Genomic DNA, 17,799 nt, shown 5'->3' on the forward strand with positions numbered 1-17,799 from the left:
ACTTCCTTAAGCCCCTCCCGCGTGGGGGAGGGGCATAGGTTCCTTACGCGTCTTCGGCGAGCTTCGCGGCCTTGGCGATCGCTTCGTCGATACCGCCGACCATGTAGAAGGCCGCTTCGGGCAGGTGGTCATATTCGCCGTCGACGACGGCCTTGAACGACTTCACCGTGTCTTCGATCGCGACGAACTTGCCGGGGATGCCGGTGAAGACTTCGGCGACGTGGAACGGCTGCGACAGGAAGCGCTGGATCTTGCGCGCGCGGGCGACGACCAGCTTATCTTCTTCCGACAGTTCGTCCATGCCGAGGATCGCGATGATGTCCTGCAGCGACTTGTATTTCTGCAGCGTTTCCTGAACGCGGCGGGCGGTCTCGTAATGCTCCTGCCCGACGGTCGCGGCGGTTAGCACGCGCGAGGTCGAGTCGAGCGGGTCAACCGCGGGGTAGATGCCGAGTTCCGAAATCGCGCGGTTCAGCGTCGTCGTCGCGTCCAAGTGAGCGAAGGAGGTTGCGGGAGCAGGGTCGGTAAGATCGTCCGCGGGAACGTAAATGGCCTGCACCGAGGTGATCGAACCCTTGGTGGTCGAGGTGATGCGTTCCTGCAGCGCGCCCATGTCGGTCGACAGCGTCGGCTGGTAGCCCACGGCCGACGGAATACGGCCGAGCAGAGCCGACACTTCCGAGCCCGCCTGCGTGAAGCGGAAGATGTTGTCGACGAAGAACAGAACGTCCTGGCCTTCCTGGTCGCGGAAATATTCGGCCATCGTCAGGCCCGAGAGCGCGACGCGGGCGCGGGCGCCCGGGGGCTCGTTCATCTGGCCGAACACCAGCGCCACCTTCGACCCTTCGGGGGTCGGGTTGCCGTCGGCGTCCTTGGCGATAACGCCGGCGTCGAGGAATTCGTGATAGAGATCGTTGCCTTCGCGGGTGCGTTCACCGACGCCCGCGAACACCGAGACGCCGCCGTGGCCCTTGGCGATGTTGTTGATCAGTTCCTGAATCAGAACGGTCTTGCCGACGCCGGCGCCGCCGAACAGGCCGATCTTGCCGCCCTTGGCATAGGGCGCGATCAGGTCGATGACCTTGATGCCGGTGACGAGGATCGCGGCTTCGGTCGACTGGTCGACGAATTCGGGAGCCTTGGCGTGGATCGGCGCCGACATGCCGGCGTTGACCGGGCCGCGCTCGTCGATCGGGTCGCCGATGACGTTGAGGATGCGGCCGAGCGTCTGCGGGCCGACGGGCACGGTGATCTGCGCGCCGGTGTCGGTCACCGGCTGGCCGCGGGTCAGGCCGTCGGTCGCGTCCATCGCGATGGTGCGGACGGTGTTCTCGCCGAGGTGCTGCGCGACTTCGAGGACGAGGCGGTTGCCGTTGTTCTCGGTTTCGAGCGCGTTCAGAATCGCGGGCAGGGTGCCGGTGAACTGGACGTCGACGACGGCGCCGATGACCTGGGCGATGCGGCCCGTGGCGGCGCCGGCGGTCGCGGCGGCCTTCGGAGCAGCGGCCTTCTTGGGCGCAGCGGCCTTCTTGGCCGGTGCCTTCTTCTCGGGGGCGGGAGCGGTTGCCATGTTCAATCTTCCTTATTTGAACGTTTCGTGGAGGCGCGACGCCTCGATTTCTTCGGGAATGGGACGACCGCGGAGCTGCGCCCAGCTCTTGCGGAGCGCGGCAGGGATGCGGGTACGGGTGTCGATATTATAGGCTTCTGCGACGCGGGGCGAAAACAGCAGATATCCGGTCACGGCAAGGTTGAACGCCAGATCGATCGGCAGCAGCGGGAACCCGCCGACCGCGGTCCAATCGGTGCCCGCAAAAACCACCGGACGCAGCAGTTCGAACAGCAGGGCGAGGCCCGGATAGGCGATCCAGATGGCCGCAACGGTAAAGACCACGCTGCTGCGCTGCAGCTGCGATGCGAGCAGGCCGAAAGCGATCAGGAACAGCATCATCCGGACGACGATCGATGCGATCGACAGCGCGACATAGGTGCCGGTGCCCGGCAGGTCGTAACCCGACATCGCAACCGTGTCCTGTGCCAGCTGGCGCATCATCACGATCTGTACGGCGCCCAACAGGGTAAACAGGATCAGGCCCGCGCACAGCAATGCTGTCCACGGCCCGACCTTGGCAAACCAGTTGGGGGCGCCGCCGGTCATCGTCAGAGCGCCTCGGCGCCCGCGATGATTTCGATGAGTTCGGTGGTGATCGCCGCCTGACGCGTGCGGTTGTAGACGATGGTCAGCTTGTTGATCAGGTCGCCCGCGTTGCGCGTCGCATTGTCCATCGCGGTCATCGACGCGCCCTGTTCGGACGCGGCGTTTTCAAGGAGGCCCTTGAAGATCTGGATGGTGACGTTGCGCGGCAAGAGGTCGGCGAGGATCGCTTCCTCGTCGGGCTCATACTCGACCGCGGCGCCGCTCGATGCGGGAACGTCGGCGGGCGGCGGAACCGGGATCATCTGCTGGCCGGTCGCGATCTGGAGCAGCGCCGAGCGGAACTTCGAATAGAAGAGGTGCGCGACGTCGAAGGCGCCGGCTTCGTACAGCTCCATCACCTTCGTGGAGATGTCGCTCGCCTGTTCGAAGCCGATGTCGCGGATGCCGGTCGTCTCATATTGCTCGATGATCTGGCCGGGGAAGAGGCGTGCGATCACCGGGCGGCCCTTGCGGCCGACGAGGAAGAAGACGACCTTCTTGCCCTGCGCCTGCAGTTCGAGCGCCTTGTCGCGCGCGGCCTTGACGATGTTCGAGTTGAACGCGCCCGCAAGGCCGCGGTCGCTGTTGAGCACGACGAGCAGATGCGTGTCGCCCTTGCCGGTGCCCGACAACAGCTTCGGCGCCGAATCCGACGCGCCGACCTTCGACGCGAGGCTCGCGACGACGCGCTCGAGACGCTCGGCATAGGGACGCGCGGCCTCGGCGGCCGCCTGCGCCTTGCGCAGCTTGGCGGCGGCGACCATCTTCTTGGCCTTGGTGATCTTCTGGGTCGACTTGACCGAGACGATCCGCCCTTTGAGTTCCTTGAGTGATGCCACTCTATCGGTTCCTCTTTTTCGTCATTCCCGCGAAAGCGGGAACCTAGGGATAGCTTGCGCTGTGTCGCGCTGGGTCCCCGCTTTCGCGGGGATGACGAGGTGTATGTTTACGCGAAAATCTTGCCGAACGCTTCGAGCGCCGCGACCAGGCCCTTCTTGGCGTCGTCGCCAAGATCCTTGGTGTCGCGGATCGTCTTCAGCACATCGGCATGGTCGCTGCGCAGATAGGCGAGCATCGCCTGTTCGTAACGCGACACGTCGGTCGTCGCGACATTGTCGAGATAGCCGTTGGTGCCGGCGAAGATCGACGCGGTCTGCTCTTCGAACGGCATCGGCTGGAACTGCGGCTGCTTGAGCAGCTGCGTCAGGCGCGCGCCGCGGTTGAGCAGCTTCTGCGTCGACGCGTCGAGGTCCGAACCGAACTGCGCAAAGGCTTCCATTTCGCGATACTGCGCGAGCTCGAGCTTGATCGAGCCCGACACCTTCTTCATCGCCTTGGTCTGTGCGGCCGAGCCGACGCGGCTCACCGACAGGCCGACGTTGATCGCGGGACGGATACCGGCGTTGAACAGGTTGGTTTCGAGGAAGATCTGGCCGTCGGTGATCGAAATCACGTTGGTCGGGATGTATGCCGAAACGTCGCCCGCCTGCGTTTCGATGATCGGCAGCGCGGTCAGCGAGCCCGAACCATTGTCGCTGTTCATCTTTGCAGCGCGCTCGAGCAGGCGGCTGTGGAGATAGAAGACGTCGCCCGGATAGGCTTCGCGGCCCGGCGGGCGGCGCAGCAGCAGCGACATCTGGCGATAGGCGACGGCCTGCTTCGACAGATCGTCATAGACGATGACGGCGTGCATGCCGTTGTCGCGGAAGAATTCGCCCATCGTCACGCCGGTGTAGGGCGCGAGATACTGCAGCGGAGCGGGTTCCGACGCGGTCGCGGCGACGACGATCGAATATTCCATCGCGCCATTTTCTTCGAGCTGGCGCACGATCTGCGCGACGGTCGAACGCTTCTGGCCGACCGCGACATAGATGCAGTACAGCTTCTTCGATTCATCGTCGCCGGCGTTGGCCTGCTTCTGGTTGATGAAGGTGTCGATCGCGACGGCGGTCTTGCCGGTCTGGCGGTCGCCGATGATCAGTTCGCGCTGGCCGCGGCCGACGGGGACAAGCGCGTCGAGCGCCTTGAGGCCGGTCTGGACGGGTTCGTGAACCGAGGTGCGCGGGATGATGCCCGGCGCCTTGACTTCGACGCGCATGCGCTTGTCGGCCTTGATCGGGCCCTTGCCGTCGATCGGGTTGCCGAGGCCGTCGACCACGCGGCCGAGCAGACCCTTGCCGACGGGAACGTCGACGATCGTGCCGGTGCGCTTGACGGTGTCGCCTTCCTTGATCTCGCTGTCCGAGCCAAAGATCACGATGCCGACGTTGTCGGCTTCGAGGTTGAGCGCCATGCCCTTCACGCCATTGGCGAATTCGACCATTTCACCGGCCTGGACATTGTCGAGGCCGTGGACGCGGGCGATGCCGTCGCCGACCGAGAGAACCGAGCCGATCTCGCTGACCGTGGCGTCGGTGCCGAAATTGGCGATCTGGTCCTTGATGACCTTGCTGATTTCAGCGGCGCGGATTTCCATTGTTTAGCCTTTCATCGGGCAAATTTGGCGTACGGGCTTTCAGCCCTTCATCGCCTGGGCGAAACTGTTGAGACGGGTGCGGATGCTGCCGTCGATCAGCTGGCTGCCCAGCTGGACGACGAGGCCGCCAAGGATGGCGGGATCGACGGTCGTGGCGACGGTGACGTCGCGCCCGACACGGGATTTGAGGTTCGCGGTCAGCTCTTTCAGCTGCGCGGCGGTCAGCGGGTGTGCGCTGGTGACCTTCGCGGTCACTTCGCCGCGATGATCGGCGACGATCGCGTCATAGGCGTCGATCATCTTGGGCAGATCGGCGAGGCGGCGATTGTCAGCGAGCACGCCGAGGAATTTCGCGGTCAGCGAATCGAGCTTCATCGCCTTGGCGACGCCGGCCATCGCCTTGGCGGCATCGTCGCGGCCGACGACCGGGCTGGCGATCAGCGCCGACAGGTCGGCCGATTCGGTCAGGCCTGCGCGCAGGGTGGCGAGGCTCTTGGCGACCGCGTCGATCGCGTTCGATTCGCGGGCCAGATCGAACAAAGCGACTGCATAACGGCCCGCGAGGCCCGCCGTGATGTTGCCCTGAATGCCGCCGGAATTCTCCACGCGTGAAAGTCCTTTGTTGCTATCCCGAGGGGGGATGGGTCGCGCTTTACCGGGAGATTCGATGAACAACCCCCGCGCGAAGTCGCGGCGCGCCTAGCAACGATTGTGCTGCAATGCAAGGTGGGGGTGGGACTAGTTGCAGGCCGATTGTGGAATCTTTGCAGCGGCCTCGGCGTGCATCGCTCTAAGGCGCTTGAGCAATGCCGCATCTCGCTTCTTGTCGGCAGCGACAAGGCTTTCATATGTGCGTCCGTCGGTCGCTGCACCTTCCCACACGGCCAGCAGTTCGTCGGCCTGTTTTCCCGTGCAGACAAAATCGGTATCGGACCGGGAGTGGGTAATCACGACTCGTCCTACGCAAGCGCGTTCGCCGAGCTGCGGATAGCAGACACCGTCGGCCCGAAGCGGGACGCTCGATGTCATCCAAGTTTTCGTCTCTAGCGAAGCGGTGAGCCGTTCCAGTTCGCGGTCTAGCTTTGATGTGTCACGTCCGGCCATCGCGCACAGGCAGGACTGATCGCCGAGTTTCACAACGCGGTCGATTTGCATCTCTTTCCGTTTTTCTTCCGAAATCTCTGGGGCGGGAGCGCTGCAACCCGCCAGCAGGACTATAGCGACCGTCCCGAGCGTCAGACCTCTCGCTTGCATTCTGATCCCCCTCCCATAAACCCGCCGCACGACTAACATGGGAGACGATGATGGGCGAGATGATCCGGATGACGATGGACGATGGCGCCGAGATTGCGGTCTATCATGTGCAGCCCGAAGGCGAACGCCGCGGCGGGCTGGTGCTGATCCAGGAAATCTTCGGGGTCACCGACCATATCCGCGACCTGTGCGACGAATATGCCGCAGATGGCTATGAGGTGCTCGCCCCCGCGATCTTCGACCGCGAGCATCCGGGGTTCGAGAGCGACTATTCGGGGCCGCAGTTCGAGCGCGCGGTGCAACTGGCGCGCGAACTCCATCCCTTCGAGCAGAGTTTGAAGGATGCGCAGACCTGCATCGATGCGCTGAAGGGCAAAGGCCCCGTTTTCATCACCGGCTATTGCTATGGCGGCTCGGTCGCCTGGCGCATGGCGCAGATCAGCCCCGACCTCGCCGCGGCATCCTCCTATTATGGCAGCCTCGTGCCCACCCAGTTCGCCGATCAGGCACCGGGTTGCGCGACCATCGCCCATTTCGGCCGCTTCGACGCGGGCATCCCGATGGAAGGGGTCGAGGCGCTGATCGCGAAGCAGCATCCGACCGCGCAGATCTTCGTCTATGACGCCAACCACGGCTTCAACAGCGACCGCCGCAAGGATTATCACGAACCGTCGAGCGAACTGGCGCGCGAGCGCACGCTGATGCTGTTCAAGGCCTGCGGGGGGTGAGGCTGGTCTTCCTCCACGGCCCCGCCGCATCGGGCAAGCTTACGGTCGCGAAGGAACTTGCGGCAGCGACCGGGCTGCCGCTCTTCCATAATCATCTCGTCGTCGATGCGCTGCTCGCGGTGTTCCCCTTCGGCAGCCCCGGTTTCGTGGCGCTGCGCGAGCATATGTGGCTCGACGTCTTCGCCGCCGCGGCGGCCGAGGATCGCTCGCTGATCTTCACCTTCCACCCCGAAGCGAGCGTCGCGCCCGATTTTCCGCAGCGCGTCGCCGCGCTGGTCGAGAATGCGGGCGGACGCATCGATTTCGTCGCGCTCGACTGCGCGGCCGAAGTCGTCGCGGCGCGGGTCGAGGCACCCTCGCGGCAGGCGTGCGGCAAATTATCGTCGCTCGCGCTGCTGCGCGAACTCGAGGCGGCGGGCGCCTTCGCCTATCCGCCGCTGCCCGCACCCGCGCTGACGATCGACACCGGCGCGGTCTCCCCCGCCGAAGCCGCGGCGCAGATCCGCGCCACGCTCGCTCTCGGCTGATCGCGCCGGTGAAGGTCGCGATCAACCTGCTGCTTTTTGTCCTCGTCTTCGCGCTCGCCGCGACCGCGATCCTCTACACGCAGCAGCGCCGCCTGCTCTTTCCCGCGCCGGACGATTATCCGGTCGAGGCGCCGGCCGGTTTCCGCCTCGTCCATACGCGCACCGACGACGGGCTCACCCTGACGGCCTTTTATCGGCCCGCTGCGCCGGGAGCGAAGACGGTCCTCTTCTTCCACGGCAATGGCGACAATCTGGCGGGCGCGATGCAGGCGACGCGCGGCCCGGCCGCCGAGGGCGCCGGGCTGATGCTCGTCGAATATCGCGGCTATGGCGGCAATCCGGGTTCACCGCACGAAGACGGCCTTTATCGCGACGGCGAGGCGGCGCTGCGCTGGCTCGCCGATGCGGGCGTGCCGACGCGCGATATCGTCGTCGTCGGCAATTCGATCGGGTCGGGACCCGCGACCGAAATGGCGCGGCGCCACCCCGTCGCGGCGCTGGTGCTGGTGTCGGGGTTTTCGGACCTGCCCGCGGTGGTGCAGAGCCAGGTCCCGCTCATCCCGCGCTGGCTCGTCCGCGATCGCTTCGACAATGCGGCCAAGCTCGCGGCGGTACGCGCGCCGGTCTATCTGATGCACGGCGACGCCGACACGCTCGTCAAACCCGACAATCTCGCGCGGCTCCACGCGGCGCGGTCCGATGCGACGGTCGCGCGTGTCGCGGGCGCGGGGCATGAACTCGCTTATGGCGCGGCGGCGCAGGCGATCCTGACGCGCTGGGTCGACGCGCTGCCCTGACGCGCGGCTAACCCGATCGTTACCGTTTCGTGCGAAGATCGCCGCCTTGGGAGGTGGCCATGTCCTTCGCTTTGGCGTTCTTGCTTTTCGCGGCGCCCGATTTCGGGCTCGATCCGGCGTGGAAGCCCGTTGCCGACCCGCTCGCGCCCGCGCGTGCGGGCCAGATCCAGTGCCACGATCCCGATCCGGCGGCGCGCTCGTGCCGCGTGATGACCTGGTTCGACAGCGGCGCCGACGGCCGGGTGTCGGTGCGGCAATTGACCGCGCTTCCCAATGCCCCCGCTTTCGCCGCAGAGGCGCGATTCAAGCTGGTGCGCGAAGGCGTCGCGCTCTGCGGCACCGTCGACGACGCCTATATGGCGGGCTTTCGCATCGTCAGCAGCCGCGCGCCCCATGCGCCGGTCAACGACAAGCGCCTCATGCTCCTCTATCGGCAGGGGCTGGTCGAGGCTTTGTGGCATCGCAAGACCTGCGCCTACGCCTTCGCACGCGCCGACGATGCGATGCATCAGGAGGTCGGGACGGTCGATGGCCAGTTCGCCGGCGAACTGATGGGGCAATATCTGTGGATCGATCCCGGCGCCGGCTGGCGGCTCAAGGCGCCGGGCTGACCGCCGCGCCCGCCGCGAGCTTCTGGCACGAATAGACCAGCCGCTCGTTCGGCGTCGGCGGCAACACTGCGCGGATCGCATCCTGCTGGGTTGCGAGGCCCGCGAGCTGGTCGGCGCTGACCGTGCAACCCTTGACCTCGACTCCGGCACGGACTTCGCGTGCCTTCGCCATCGTCTCGGCATCGAGCAGATAGCGGTCGACGCGGTAATCGGTCCCGGCGCCGTCGATCGACGCGATCGTCACCGTCGCATCCTCATTGGGCACGAGGATGCGCTGCCAGCGTCCGTCGGACCCTTGCGCATATTGGGTGCGGCCGTTGATGCAGCCGTCCTTGCCGATCGTCACCGGCACGTCGGGGGTTTCGGACACGGTGATGCGGCTGCGATCGGGGCGGATTGTGCAGAGCAGATTGCCGGTTGCGAGCGCGGGCGGCCCCGCGGTGCTGTCGGCCACTTTCGGGTCGGACGGCAGGTCGGCGTGCGCATCGGGGCGCGTCGCGAACAGGATCGCCGCCCCCAATATCAGCACGCCGCCAGCCGCGCCGGCGATCTTGGCATTGCGGACATTCTTCTGGCCGTGGAACATCAGCGCGGCGCCGGCGGCGAGCGCGCCGATCACGAACAGCACGCCCGCCAGCGCGATCCGATTCTCGCGCGATGCGAGCGCTTCCTCATTGGCGCGGGTTTCGCGCAGTTCGCGGTCGAGCGCCGCCGCCTCGTCCTTCGCTGCATTGGCCTCGGCCTTGGCGCGCGCGTCGGCGTCGAGCGCGGCGCGGTCGCGCGCATCGGCGTCGGCGAGCGACAGGCAGGGGGTGCCGATGCTGCTGAACGGCTGGTTCGCATCGGTCAGGAATCGCGTCAGTTCGCGGTTGGCGATCGCGAAGGCGAAGGAGGAATCGCCGTCGTCGGCGCGGGTGATCGCGCTGTTGATGCCGACGATGCGTCCGCACTGGTCGACCAGCGGGCCGCCCGAATTGCCGCGCGAAATCTTGGCGGTGTGGACGAGCATCGCGACCCCGTCGAGCGCCTGTGGGTTCGACAGATTGCCCTCGCTGCGTACCGGGGTGCGCGGGGTGATATAATCGGCGGCGCTGCGCGCGGTCGCGAGGTCGACATTGCCCGGATAGCCCAATGCGACGACATCGCCGCCCGCCTCGAACGGCCCCGAATAGATGGCGGCGGCGGGCACCCGCCCCTCGGTGATCTCGATCAGCGCGAGGTCGCGCTTGGTGTCGATCGCGATCAGCTTCGCGGCATAGCTTTTCTGCCCCTCCGACGGGACGACGCCGAGCGCGACATTGTCGGGATAGCGCGCCGCCGATTCGACGACATGCGCGTTGGTGACGATGCGGGTGGGGGAGATGGCGATGCCGCTGCCATGGCCAAAGCCGACGACCTCGCCATCGACCATCGCGACGGTGACGACGCGCACGACACTGCGCGACACCGCGCTGATATCGTCGGCGGCGCGGGCCGGAGCGGTGACGGAGAGGAGGGCGAGCAGCAGCGCGAGGAGGCGGGTCATGGCCCCTGATTAAAGCGGCGCACTTTGAACGCAAGCATCGGGACGCGATCCGGTGCGCCGCGTGGCATTCGGGCGATCAGACGAGAAAGGATATCGAAATGACCTACCGGATTGCGGGACTCGACCCCGCCCCCTTCGCCCCGCTATTCGACCTTGATGGCGGTGAGCTTGCGGCGCAGGGCGCCCGGCGCGTTGTCGCCAGCGCCGATCGCGGCTTTCCCTGCCGTATCAGCCTCGATGATGCGAAGGCGGGGGAAGAACTGATCCTGCTTCATCACACCAGCCATGATGTCGATACGCCGTACCGCAGCGCCTATGCCATCTATGTCCGGCAAGGCGTCGAAGCCGCGACCTATGCCGACGCGACACCGCCGGCATTTGCGGGCCGCCCGCTCGCGCTGCGCGGCTTCGACGCCGCGGGCATGCTGCGGGACGCGCGGCTCGCGGGGCCGGGCGAGGCCGATGGCGCGATCCGATCCCTGTTCGCCGACGATGCGATTGCCTATATCGACGCGCACAACGCCGCGCATGGCTGCTTTGCCGCGCGCGTGACGAGGGATTGAGCCATGGGCTTCGACACCATGACCGACGACGAGCGCTGGGACGCGGTATGCGCCCGCGACAAGGCCTTTGACGGGCGCTTCATGACCGGGGTGCTCACCACCGGCATCTATTGCCGCCCGAGCTGCGCGGCGCGCCATCCCTTGCGCGACAATGTCCGCTTCTTTGCCGACGGCGCCGCAGCACGCGCGACGGGGCTGCGTCCGTGCAAGCGCTGCCTGCCCGACGATGTCGCGCGCGACGAAGGCGCGGTGATCAAGGCGATCGCGGCGATCAAGGGCAGCGAGGAGCCGCTCGCGCTCGCCGACCTCGCCGCGCGCACCGGCTATTCGCCGACGCATTTCCAGCGCGTCTTCAGCCGCCACACCGGGCTGTCGCCCGCCGCCTATGCCCGCGCGCTGCGCGAGGAACGCGCGCGAACCGCGCTCAGCGGCGGCGGCCGGGTGACCGACGCCATCTATGATGCGGGCTTTTCGGGGCCGTCGCGTTTCTACGAGAATATGGAGGGCCGCATGGGCATGACCGCCTCGGCATGGGTGAACGGCGGCAAGGGCGCGACGATCCATTGGGCGGTGGTGCCGACCAGCCTTGGCGACATGCTCGTCGCCGCGACGGACAAAGGCGTGTGCCGGCTGAGCTTCGCCGAAGGCCGCGAGGCGCTCGAAGAGCGCTTCCCCGCCGCCGAACTGATCGAAGGCGGCGAAGAATTTGCGGCCTTGCTCAAACAGGTCGTCGTTGCGGTCGAGGCGCCGGTGAACGGCTTCGACCATATCCCGCTCGACGTGAAGGGCACCGCTTTTCAGGAGGCGGTTTGGCGCGAACTGCGCAAGATCCCGGCGGGCGAGACGCGAAGCTATGCCGATATCGCGGCGGCGGTCGGCAAGCCGAAAGCGGTGCGCGCGGCGGGCAGCGCCAATGGCGCGAATAATGTCGCGGTGCTGATTCCGTGCCACCGCGTCGTGCGAAGCGACGGAACGCTCGGCGGCTATGCCTATGGCCTGCCGATCAAGGAAGAATTGCTCAAGAGGGAGAGTTTCTGATGTCCGACAAAGTCGCCGAATTTCGCGCGCTGCATATTCCCGGCGATCCGCTGATCCTCGTCAATATCTGGGATGCGGGCAGCGCGAAGGCGGTTGCCGCGGCGGGCGCAAAAGCGATCGCGACGGGCAGCTATGGCGTCGCGGGCGCGCAGGGCCGCAACGACGGCGAGGATTTCCCGCTCGAGGATGTGTTCGAAAATCTCGCGCGCATCCTGTCGGTCACCGACCTGCCGGTGACGATCGACATGGAGTCGGGATACGGCGCCGATCCGGCGGCGGTCGGCGTCTCGGTCGGCGCGCGCGCGCCGCCGGGGCGGCCGGAATCAACATGGAGGACCGGCTGCCCGGCGAGAGTGTGCTGCTGCCGATCGCCGAGGCGGCCGCGCGCTACCGCGCCGCCGCCGACACCGGCATCTTCGTCAATGCGCGCTGTGACACATTTCGCGGCGCCGATATCGCAAGGGACGGCGACGCGCTCGTCGCCGCGACGCTCGAACGCGGCCGCGCCTATGCCGACGCCGGCGCGGGCTCGCTCTTCGTGCCCTTCCTGCTCGACCCCAAATGCATTGGCGCGATCTGCGCCGCCTCGCCGCTGCCGGTGAATATATTACGCGGCAAGGGCGGCCCGACGCACGCGGAACTCGCCGCCCTCGGCGTCGCGCGGATCAGCCACGGGCATCAGCCCTGGGCGGCCGCGATGGCGTGGCTCACGGCGCAGGCGGGCGAGGTGCTGGGCGGCGCCGAACCCGATTATTGAGCCGGGCCGATACCCGCAAAGCGCTTGATCATGTCCGACGCCATGGCGGCATCGCCGCCTCCGTGCGGCATGTTCGCGATCGGCTGCAGCAGCGCGACGATGTCGGCCTTGCGGTTATCGCGGAGATAAAGTTCGAGGAGGGTCATGCGCCACGGGCCATTGGCGGGCTCGATCGCGAGCGCCTTCGCCAGATATTGCGCGGCTTGCGATGACGCGCCCTCGGCCTCGCGGACATTTTCGAACATGGCGACGAGCGCATCGACATTGTCGGGGTCGGCCTTCAGAACCTCCTGCAGCGTCGCGCGTGACGCTGCGATCGTCTGCTGGAACTTCGCCGGCGGTCCTTCATCGGCGCGGCGCGTCATCAATCGCGCCTGGAGGATCCGGTCTTCGCTGGTCGTGCCGGCGGGATCGAGCAGCGCCGCGATGTCGTCGCTGCCGACCTCGTCGCTGTCCATCAGCAGGAAGAGTTTCGCGGCATAGCGACCGACCGCCCGATCGCCGGGATTGGCGCTGGCGAGTTGCAGCGCCTGGCGGCTCAGCGCGGCCGTCGCTTCGGTTGCATCGCGATGCTGGGTGATCTGCGATCCCCGCCGATATATTTCGAGACGCAGGCCGATCAATCCGATCTCGCCGGCGCTGAGCGGGCGTAGCGCGATCGCCGACGGATCGGCCGGTGCGACATTCACCTGCTTTTCCGGCGGCAGGCCCGCCGCGAACCATGCCGCGACGTCGCGATCGAGCTGGCCGGGGCCGCCCGCGAACAGGTTCGCGTCGGGCTTTCCGTTTCGCCGTGCGGTGTCCAGATAGGCCTTGATTCCGGGCGCCTGCAGACCGCCCATGAAATAATGGCTCGTGATCAGCCAGCCCTGCGCATAAAAACGCCCGATCTGTTCGTCGCCCGCGCGAAAGTCAGGCATCGCGCCCAATTTTGAAAAGGGGAGCCCGCCAAATTCAAGCAGAAAGATCGACGCATCCTCATGCGGTGCGCCATAGCGCATGATGCCGTCAGCTCCGCGATGCGCGGTCTCGAAGAAGCTGGCCAGACCCTCGATGAACCACCCCGGATATTGGCGGCCCAGATGCCGGACCATGAAATAATGGGTATATTCGTGCCGCAGCGTCCGGACCATGTCATAGGTCGAATAGTCGGCGGTATCGCGCGCCGGCAGCAGCGCGAAATTCTCGATCGGATTGGCAGTGAAAAAACCGGCCGCCAGCGCGGGCATGCCCGATTCGGCAACGAGCTGCGCATGGTCGCCATAGATGATCATCTCGATCCGGCGCCCGCGCCCGGGTCCGGTCACTTCGAGCACCTCGCGCAGCAACCGGTCGTGATCGAGCAGTTGGACGCCGAGCGCGCGCAGCGCTTCGGGCTCCATGTCCGCCTGCAATGCGAATTCGGCGGTTTCGATGCGGTGCCATTCGGCGTGGGCGGGCGGCGCGAGGATCAGCCCCAACAGGGCGGCGAGCAATAACCTCATTCGGCGGCCGCCGCGTCGCTCTTGCCCCTGCTCCGGTCGCGCATCGCTTCGAGCTGGTCGAGCAATCCCTCGCCGCCGCCGCCATGCGGGTCGAAGGCGATCGATTGGGCGAGCTTGATGGCCGGGTCGAAATCGCCCTTGTTGGCGAGCGCAAAGGCATAGGAGATGCGAACCTGCACATTCTCGGGCGCCAAGGTGAAAGCGCGGCCCAGCCCTTCGATCGCGATATCGATCGGGCGCACGCGCTGGTCGATGAAGCTCTGGTAAAAGGCATAGAGCGGAATCGGGTCGTCGGGATCGGTGCGGTTCGCCAGTTGCAGCGGCTGGCGGACGCTGCGCCACGCGCCGGCGCTGTAATCGCCCTTGGCATCGAGTTCGAAGCTGTTGAGCCGCGCGAGCAGCACATTGGCGCGGACATGGTCGGCCTTGATCGCCAATGCCTTGGCGATCGCGGCGCGGACCGCGGCCAGGTCGCGGTCCTCATCGTCCAGCGCCCATTCGGCGGCGGCGAGTTCGAACCACACGCCGGCGTCGCCCGGATGGGCGACCGACAGTTTCTTCAGATTGTCGCGCACCTTGGTCATGCGCTCGCTGCCATTGTCGGCGCTCATCCGTTCGAGCCGCAGCGGCAGCAGCGCATCCTCGGCCGCCGACAGCGGCGTGATGCTGATATTGGTCGGAAGCGGGATCGGCTCGAGCGTCGGGCGATAGCTCAGCGGGCGCCCGACATAGCGGTTGAGGTCCTTGTCGAGCTGGGCCAGGTCGCCGAAGGCGTCGGCCGCGGCCTTTTTGGGGTCGGTGCCTGCGTTGATCGCGGTCATATAGGCGCTCAGCTGCCCCGCGCGCGCCGGGTCGTTGTAAAGCATATGGGTGAGCAGCCAGCCGCGGCCGTAAAAGACCTCTACCTGTTCGCCGGTCTTCAAGGCGCCCGAGCGCTCGAACAGCAATTTCTCGACCGGCAATTTGGGCAGTTCGATCAGGCCATAGGCACGTCGGCGCGCGGGCTTGCCGATCAGCGCGCGTCCCTGCTTGTCGAAATCGACCGTCGAATAATATTCGGCGAAGCCCTCGACGAACCACGCGGGGAAGGCTGCGGTGACATAGCGCATCATGAAATGATGGCCATATTCGTGAAACAGCGTCTGCTGCGAATCGGGCGTCCCCATTTCGTCGCCGTAATTTTCGCGGTTCGACACCGCGAAGCTGCCGTCGCGGTCGGCCGAATAGAAACCGGCGACCGAGCCGCCCGGGCTACCGTGCAACCGCGCCACTTCCTCGGACCGTGCGAGCAGGTAGATCGGCAGGCGCGCGCTGTCGGCGCCGCCCGGGACCTTGAAACGAAAGCGCAGCGTCGCATCGAAACGCTGCAGTGTCACCGCGAAGTCGCGCAGCGACTTTTCGCTTCCTTCGCTATAGATGATGAAATTGTCGGTCTCGGCGCGCAGCCATTTGGCCTCGGCGCCCGTCGCCGCCAGCGCCGCGATCAACGCCGCGCCCGCGAATAATCCCCTCTGCATCCCAATCGTCCCCCGAAACGCCGGTCCCCACCGCCCTAGCTGCCAGTGGGCGCGGGCGATGTAAACTGCTGGCGCTCAAACGAAACTATAGGGGTCGATGTCGATCGCGAGCCGTGCCTTCGACGGCCAGTCGATGCGCGCCACCCAGTCGCGGATCGTGCCCTGCAGGTCGAAACTGCGCGGCGCGTGGAGCAGCAGGCGGAAGCGATGACGGCCGCGCAGCATCGCGAGCGGGGCGGGGGCGGGGCCATAGACGGCGAGGCCCTCGGCGACCGGCGCCTTGTCGCCCAGCCTCTTGGCGACGCCGCGCGCGACCTCGATATCTTCGGACGAGATGACCAGCGCGGCGAAGCGGCCATAGGGCGGGGCGCCCGCCTGTTTGCGCGCCGCCGCTTCGGCCGAATAGAAACCGTCGCGGTCGTTGGCGACCAGCGCCGCCATGACGGGGGCATCGGGCACGCGCGTCTGGATCAGCACCTCGCCGGGCTTGACCCCGCGTCCGGCGCGCCCGGCGACCTGCGCGATCTGCTGGAAAGTGCGCTCGGAGGCGCGGAGGTCGCCGCCGTCGAGCCCGAGATCGGCGTCGACCACGCCGACGAGCGTCAGATTGGGGAAATGATAGCCCTTGGTGACGAGTTGGGTGCCGATGATGATGTCGACCAGACCGCCCTCGACATTGTCGACGAACTCCGCCGCCTTCGCCGGCGACCAGAGCGTGTCCGACGTGACGATGGCGACGCGCGCCTCGGGGAAGCGCAGGCGCACCTCGTCGGCGACGCGTTCGACGCCGGGGCCGCAGGCGACGAGGCTGTCCTCGTCCTCGCATTCGGGGCAGAGCCGCGGCGGCGGCATGACATGGCCGCAATGGTGGCAGGCGAGGCGGTGGACGAGCCGGTGCTCGACCATCCACGCGGTGCAGTTCGGGCACTGGATGCGGTGGCCGCAGGTGCGGCAGAGCGTCAGCGGCGCGAAGCCCCGGCGATTGAGGAAGAGCAGGCTCTGTTCGCCCTTGGCGAGCCGGTCGGCGAGTGCGTCGACGAGCGGCGGGGCGAGCCAGGTGCCGCGATCGGGCGGATCGTGCCGCATGTCGATCGCGGCGAGGTCGGGCAGCGTGGCGCCGCCGAAGCGCGCGGGCAGCTTGATATGCCGGTACCGCCCCGCCTCGACCATCGCGAGGCTTTCGAGCGCGGGGGTCGCGCTCGCGAGCACGACCGGCAGCCCTTCGAAATGTCCGCGCATCACCGCGACGTCGCGTGCGTGGTAATGGACGCCGTCCTCCTGCTTGAAGCTCGTCTCATGCGCTTCGTCGACGACGATCACGCCGAGCCGGGCATAAGGCAGGAACAGCGCCGAGCGCGCGCCGACGACGATCTTCGCCTCGCCCGCGGCGATGCTGTGCCAGGCGCGGCGGCGCTCGGCCGAGCGCAGCCCCGAATGCCAGGCGACGGGCTCGCAGCCGAAGCGCGCCGCGAAGCGCGTGAGCATCGGCTCGGTCAGCGCGATTTCGGGGAGCAGGACGAGCGCCTGCCGGCCTGCTTCCACCGCGGCGGCGATCGCCTCCATATAGACTTCGGTCTTGCCCGACCCGGTGACACCGTCGAGCAGCAGCGTCTCGAACCTGGCCGCCTCGACCGCCGCGACGAGCTGCGCTGCTGCCGCCGTCTGTTCGTCCGACAGGTCGGGCGGCGCGAAACCCGGGTCGGGCTCGGGATAGGGTGCGTCGGCCGCCACCGCGACCGCTTCGAGCGCACCGCTGCCCACCAGCCCGCGCACCACCGCCTCGCTCACCTCGGCGAGCGCCGCGAGTTCGCGTACCGTGCCCTGCGACCGCCCGATCATCTCGATCGCGACGGTCCGCTGCGGCGTCATCCGCTTCGGCAGCTCGCCCGTCGCGCGATATTCGATGATCGGGCGCCGCGCGTCGGCAAAGGCGACCCCGGGCAGCACCATGCGCAGCACCGATCCCGGCGGCGCGAGATAATAGTCGCTCGTCCATTCGACGAGCTTGCGCAGCGGCGCCTGCACCGGCGGCACCGGCACCACCTCGAACAGGTTGCGCAGGCGATTGTCGCCGACCGGATCGGGGGCGCCGAAACTCGCGTCCTCCCAGATCACCCCGCCGAGCCGCCGCGGCCCGAGCGGCGCGACGACGACGCTGCCGAGCCCGGCCTCCATGCCATAAGGCACCCGGTAATCGAGCGGGCCGAGCGCGGCGGTGAGGAGGAGGGTGCGGGCGCGGGTCATGGGGTCGCGCAGGATATAGGGCTGCGGGTAAAATAGGAAAGCGCGGGGAGGCGCCTTCGCTTATTTCGTCATGCCGGGCCT

The 17,799-nt window shown here is 67.0% G+C and carries 16 protein-coding genes and 1 pseudogene; 7 read left to right on the forward strand and 10 right to left on the reverse strand.

The features are described 5' to 3' along the window. Positions 1-43: 43 nt before the first annotated feature. The 6 genes from atpD to B1A78_RS02430 form a co-directional block, all read right to left on the reverse strand. Positions 44-1,570, reverse strand: coding sequence for a F0F1 ATP synthase subunit beta (atpD, locus tag B1A78_RS02405; RefSeq protein WP_144037646.1), 1,527 nt, complete (start codon positions 1,568-1,570; stop codon positions 44-46). 12 nt (positions 1,571-1,582) lie between these two features. Beyond that, positions 1,583-2,158 (reverse strand): hypothetical protein, encoded by a 576-nt coding sequence (locus tag B1A78_RS02410; protein WP_077145415.1) that lies wholly within the window; start codon positions 2,156-2,158, stop codon positions 1,583-1,585. Positions 2,159-2,160: 2 nt separating this feature from the next. Further along, positions 2,161-3,036 (reverse strand): F0F1 ATP synthase subunit gamma, encoded by an 876-nt coding sequence (locus tag B1A78_RS02415; protein ID WP_077145416.1) that lies wholly within the window; start codon positions 3,034-3,036, stop codon positions 2,161-2,163. A gap of 107 nt (positions 3,037-3,143) precedes the next feature. Beyond that, on the reverse strand, positions 3,144-4,673 hold the full coding sequence (gene atpA, locus B1A78_RS02420) for a F0F1 ATP synthase subunit alpha (RefSeq protein WP_077145417.1): 1,530 nt from the start codon (positions 4,671-4,673) through the stop codon (positions 3,144-3,146). 39 nt (positions 4,674-4,712) lie between these two features. Further along, positions 4,713-5,279, reverse strand: coding sequence for a F0F1 ATP synthase subunit delta (locus tag B1A78_RS02425; RefSeq protein WP_077145418.1), 567 nt, complete (start codon positions 5,277-5,279; stop codon positions 4,713-4,715). A gap of 132 nt (positions 5,280-5,411) precedes the next feature. Next, positions 5,412-5,828: a hypothetical protein gene (locus B1A78_RS02430; protein WP_179101955.1), complete on the reverse strand. Its 417-nt coding sequence runs from the start codon at positions 5,826-5,828 to the stop codon at positions 5,412-5,414. Between the two features lie 149 nt (positions 5,829-5,977). Between B1A78_RS02430 and B1A78_RS02435 the strand changes: the two genes are divergently transcribed. Genes B1A78_RS02435 through B1A78_RS02450 form a run of 4 tightly spaced genes read left to right on the forward strand, consistent with a single transcriptional unit; the run spans position 5,978 to position 8,590 of the window. Next, the gene (locus B1A78_RS02435; RefSeq protein WP_083733746.1) at positions 5,978-6,655 is read left to right on the forward strand and encodes a dienelactone hydrolase family protein; all 678 of its coding nucleotides are present in this window, start codon (positions 5,978-5,980) and stop codon (positions 6,653-6,655) included. Then, the gene (locus B1A78_RS02440; protein ID WP_077145421.1) at positions 6,652-7,182 is read left to right on the forward strand and encodes a shikimate kinase; all 531 of its coding nucleotides are present in this window, start codon (positions 6,652-6,654) and stop codon (positions 7,180-7,182) included. Before B1A78_RS02435 ends, B1A78_RS02440 begins: the two co-directional genes overlap by 4 nt. A gap of 8 nt (positions 7,183-7,190) precedes the next feature. Then, positions 7,191-7,979, forward strand: coding sequence for an alpha/beta hydrolase (locus B1A78_RS02445; protein WP_077145422.1), 789 nt, complete (start codon positions 7,191-7,193; stop codon positions 7,977-7,979). Positions 7,980-8,038: 59 nt separating this feature from the next. Further along, positions 8,039-8,590 (forward strand): hypothetical protein, encoded by a 552-nt coding sequence (locus B1A78_RS02450; RefSeq protein ID WP_077145423.1) that lies wholly within the window; start codon positions 8,039-8,041, stop codon positions 8,588-8,590. Here B1A78_RS02450 and B1A78_RS02455 read toward each other — a convergent pair. Then, positions 8,574-10,115 (reverse strand): S1C family serine protease, encoded by a 1,542-nt coding sequence (locus tag B1A78_RS02455; protein ID WP_077145424.1) that lies wholly within the window; start codon positions 10,113-10,115, stop codon positions 8,574-8,576. The two genes, B1A78_RS02450 and B1A78_RS02455, sit on opposite strands and share 17 nt — an antisense overlap. A 98-nt stretch (positions 10,116-10,213) precedes the next feature. On the opposite strand from B1A78_RS02455, the gene B1A78_RS02460 reads away from it, so the two are divergent. The 3 genes and pseudogenes from B1A78_RS02460 to B1A78_RS02470 all read left to right on the forward strand — a co-directional run bounded on the left by B1A78_RS02460 (position 10,214) and on the right by B1A78_RS02470 (position 12,473). Next, a complete protein-coding gene (locus B1A78_RS02460; RefSeq protein ID WP_077145425.1) occupies positions 10,214-10,678 on the forward strand; it encodes a DUF1203 domain-containing protein in 465 nt (154 codons plus the stop codon). A gap of 3 nt (positions 10,679-10,681) precedes the next feature. After that, positions 10,682-11,716 carry a bifunctional DNA-binding transcriptional regulator/O6-methylguanine-DNA methyltransferase Ada gene (gene ada / locus B1A78_RS02465; protein ID WP_144037650.1) on the forward strand — a complete coding sequence of 345 codons (1,035 nt, stop codon included), beginning with the start codon at positions 10,682-10,684 and terminating at the stop codon, positions 11,714-11,716. Next, a pseudogene (locus B1A78_RS02470) lies at positions 11,716-12,473 on the forward strand (isocitrate lyase/phosphoenolpyruvate mutase family protein). Before ada ends, B1A78_RS02470 begins: the two are co-directional and overlap by 1 nt. Here B1A78_RS02470 and B1A78_RS02475 read toward each other — a convergent pair. The 3 genes from B1A78_RS02475 to B1A78_RS02485 form a co-directional block, all read right to left on the reverse strand. Continuing rightward, entirely contained in the window at positions 12,467-13,957 is a 1,491-nt protein-coding gene (locus tag B1A78_RS02475) for a lipopolysaccharide assembly protein LapB (RefSeq protein ID WP_144037651.1), read from the reverse strand. The pseudogene B1A78_RS02470 and the gene B1A78_RS02475 sit on opposite strands and share 7 nt — an antisense overlap. Then, complete coding sequence (locus B1A78_RS02480) at positions 13,954-15,474, reverse strand: type IV pilus biogenesis/stability protein PilW (RefSeq protein ID WP_144037652.1); 1,521 nt, start codon at positions 15,472-15,474, stop codon at positions 13,954-13,956. The genes B1A78_RS02475 and B1A78_RS02480 overlap by 4 nt, the downstream gene beginning before the upstream one ends. 75 nt (positions 15,475-15,549) lie before the next feature. Then, a complete protein-coding gene (locus B1A78_RS02485; RefSeq protein WP_077145428.1) occupies positions 15,550-17,718 on the reverse strand; it encodes a primosomal protein N' in 2,169 nt (722 codons plus the stop codon). Between the last annotated feature and the right edge of the window lie 81 nt (positions 17,719-17,799).

Origin of the sequence: Sphingopyxis sp. KK2 (assembly GCF_001990265.1) — a bacterium.
Classification (GTDB): domain Bacteria; phylum Pseudomonadota; class Alphaproteobacteria; order Sphingomonadales; family Sphingomonadaceae; genus Sphingopyxis.

Bases quoted from the DNA above. Each gene is read 5' to 3' on its own strand.
- ada (WP_144037650.1), top strand. From the start codon at position 10,682: ATGGGCTTCGACACCATGACCGACGACGAGCGCTGGGACGCGGTATGC.
- B1A78_RS02430 (WP_179101955.1), bottom strand. From the start codon at position 5,828: ATGCAAATCGACCGCGTTGTGAAACTCGGCGATCAGTCCTGCCTGTGC.
- B1A78_RS02455 (WP_077145424.1), bottom strand. From the start codon at position 10,115: ATGACCCGCCTCCTCGCGCTGCTGCTCGCCCTCCTCTCCGTCACCGCT.
- B1A78_RS02435 (WP_083733746.1), top strand. From the start codon at position 5,978: ATGGGCGAGATGATCCGGATGACGATGGACGATGGCGCCGAGATTGCG.
- B1A78_RS02475 (WP_144037651.1), bottom strand. From the start codon at position 13,957: ATGAGGTTATTGCTCGCCGCCCTGTTGGGGCTGATCCTCGCGCCGCCC.
- B1A78_RS02460 (WP_077145425.1), top strand. From the start codon at position 10,214: ATGACCTACCGGATTGCGGGACTCGACCCCGCCCCCTTCGCCCCGCTA.
- B1A78_RS02480 (WP_144037652.1), bottom strand. From the start codon at position 15,474: ATGCAGAGGGGATTATTCGCGGGCGCGGCGTTGATCGCGGCGCTGGCG.
- atpD (WP_144037646.1), bottom strand. From the start codon at position 1,570: ATGGCAACCGCTCCCGCCCCCGAGAAGAAGGCACCGGCCAAGAAGGCC.
- B1A78_RS02450 (WP_077145423.1), top strand. From the start codon at position 8,039: ATGTCCTTCGCTTTGGCGTTCTTGCTTTTCGCGGCGCCCGATTTCGGG.
- atpA (WP_077145417.1), bottom strand. From the start codon at position 4,673: ATGGAAATCCGCGCCGCTGAAATCAGCAAGGTCATCAAGGACCAGATC.
- B1A78_RS02485 (WP_077145428.1), bottom strand. From the start codon at position 17,718: ATGACCCGCGCCCGCACCCTCCTCCTCACCGCCGCGCTCGGCCCGCTC.
- B1A78_RS02410 (WP_077145415.1), bottom strand. From the start codon at position 2,158: ATGACCGGCGGCGCCCCCAACTGGTTTGCCAAGGTCGGGCCGTGGACA.